Origin of the sequence: Mesorhizobium sp. M7A.F.Ca.AU.002.02.1.1, assembly GCF_003998535.1 — a bacterium.
Taxonomy (GTDB): Bacteria; Pseudomonadota; Alphaproteobacteria; order Rhizobiales; family Rhizobiaceae; genus Mesorhizobium; species Mesorhizobium ciceri.
Genome location: NZ_RZPB01000869.1, coordinates 1 through 2,283, shown reverse-complemented (window position 1 = coordinate 2,283; position 2,283 = coordinate 1). Strand labels below are relative to the sequence as shown.

The following is a 2,283-nucleotide window of genomic DNA, read 5'->3' as shown; positions in this document are numbered from 1 at the left end:
CCTGAGGTACATCCCGCAAATGCCCGGAAACATCGTCCTTCCTGGCCGCATAGGGGACGACGACTTCAAGAAGGCGCTCGAAGGCGCCCTGTGCTTCCTGTTCCCGTCACGGATCGAGGGCTTCGGGCTGCCGGCGGTCGAGGCGATGGCTTCGGGCTGCCCGGTCGTGGCCTCGACCTCGCCATGTCTTCCCGAAATCTGCGGGGATTCGGCCCTTTATGCCGATCCCGACGACGTCCAGTCATGGGCCGAAGCCATCCGCCTGTTGATGCTAGCCCCAGACTTGCGGCAGCGTTTGGTTACCAAGGGGAACGCCAGGGCGAGCAGTTATTCCTGGCGGTGGATAGCGTGGAAATACCTCGAACTCATGATTCAGGTCGACGCCGATTTCGGGGAGTTCGGCGATTGACCGGCGGCCAGTCTTCGGATTGACCTCCAGGAGAGCACGATGGACGAGAACGACTTGCGAGCATTGGTGGCAGCCGCTCATCGCGCGCGCCGGCCTCGCCGTGTAACCACCGATCCTGGCCGCAGACCGAAACCCATGCCGACCATTTCGATCTGCATCCCGACTTACAACCGCTCGTCCATGCTGGCGGAATTGTTAGACAGCATCATCGCCCAAGCTTTGGAGGACGAGATCGAGGTCGTGGTCAGCGATGATGCTTCACCGGACAATACGGTCGCCGTGGCCGAAGGCTATAAGGGTCGCATCAAGCACTACACCTTGCTTTCCCAGCCGAAGAACTTGGGAGTGGACGGCAATTTCCTGGCGGTCGTGGAGGCGGCGAAGGGCGATTACATCTGGCTGATGGGCGACGACGACCATCTGGAACCGGGCGGGCTAGCACGGGTGCTGGAAGCGATCCGGCGTTGGCCCGGCGTAACCGGTCTAACGCTAGGCGTGATCGACTATGACGTGACGATGACGCGCCGGACCGGCATCCGTCGGATCCCGCCTACACAACTGATCGCCGATGCCGGTACGCTGTTCGCGACGATGGGTGATCTGCTGGGCTTCATGTCCGCCCTGGTGATAGACCGTGCCAAATGGAATGAGATCGCATCCGAGCCTAATGTCTCGGAATTCAAGAATTACTACGTCCAAGTTTATATCATCGGCCGTGTTGTCGAACGGTTTGGAAAATGGGGCGTGGTCCAAGAACCTTGTGTCGGCTATCGGTCGGGCAACGACCAGTTCAATATCAAGTTCGGGTGGCTGGATCGCCTGAAGATCGACGTTGCCGCCTATGATCAGATTGCTTTCGCGTTGTTCGCGGACACACCCGCTGTGTGCGAAGCGTTTCGCCGCCGGATATTTGATACGCACGTGATGGCGCGGTTGAACAACGCTAAAACTGCGGGGGGACGGACCATCGCGGTGAGCGCAGCGATCAGGTACCTGTACGGCCGTTACCATGGAATGCCGCACTATTGGACCCGCGCAGTGCCGACGCTCCTTGCGCCGCAATGGATCCTGCGGAACGCACGGTCCGCATACAAGCGGCTGTCGCCCAACTCGGGCGCGTTCCGAGCGCGTGAAATGTCCAACTGATAGATAGCGGCAGCGGGGGGTGCTACCAGATTGAGGATCGCGTCAATGGGCGCAAAGGATGAAGATCGTGCAGAAGAACGGACAGGCCACCGCGAGGCCGACCTCGTAACAGAACGGTTGAGGGCTGATCGCCGATGCATTGGACCATATGACTCAAGGGGATGCTGGGGTCCCTGGGGTGGGGCGATCTTCTCAACAATAGGCACGGTCAGCTTCGGACTGATAACCCGGGTGAACGCGGAATACCATCCGGCCGCCCGGACTGCTGGGGCAAGGAGGTTCTGGCACAATCCTCAGCTTTTGAGGCTCATATCCGCCTACGCCATCGGCTACATCCACATGTCCGGAGTGGTGAGCGCCGCCCATATTGAGCCGGGTGTCTTGGACATTTTCCGTTTCGGGACGGATCTGTTCATGGTTCTGGCCGGTTTTCTTACCGCGCATGTGCTTGGGAACAATGGCAGGTCGGCCGGCGCCTATTTGCGAACGAGGCTCATTCGAATCGTGCCCTTGTATTGGGGCGTCACGATTCTCGCATTTCTTGTCGAGAACTACGCGATGAAAAGCCATCAGAGGACCTTGTCCGAGCTTTTCATGTCGCTCGCCTTCGTCCCCTTCGGACCCTACCCCATCTTGTATCCGACGTGGACCTTGCTGGTAATCGTCGAATTCAGCCTGATCATCGCAGCTTTCCAACTCGTCAGCGTGAAATATGGGATCCTCTATTC

The 2,283-nt window shown here is 59.0% G+C and carries 3 protein-coding genes; all 3 read left to right on the top strand.

Annotated features, from left to right (window positions below; all coding sequences use genetic code 11):
* Positions 1-409: glycosyltransferase (locus tag EN879_RS32590; protein ID WP_127274545.1), on the top strand; the 409-nt coding region annotated here is incomplete at its 5' end.
* Between the two features lie 39 nt (positions 410-448).
* Complete coding sequence (locus EN879_RS32585) at positions 449-1,555, top strand: glycosyltransferase family 2 protein (protein ID WP_206516563.1); 1,107 nt, start codon at positions 449-451, stop codon at positions 1,553-1,555.
* 45 nt (positions 1,556-1,600) lie between these two features.
* A partial coding sequence (locus tag EN879_RS32580) for an acyltransferase (RefSeq protein WP_164774724.1) occupies positions 1,601-2,283 on the top strand: 683 nt, incomplete at its 3' end.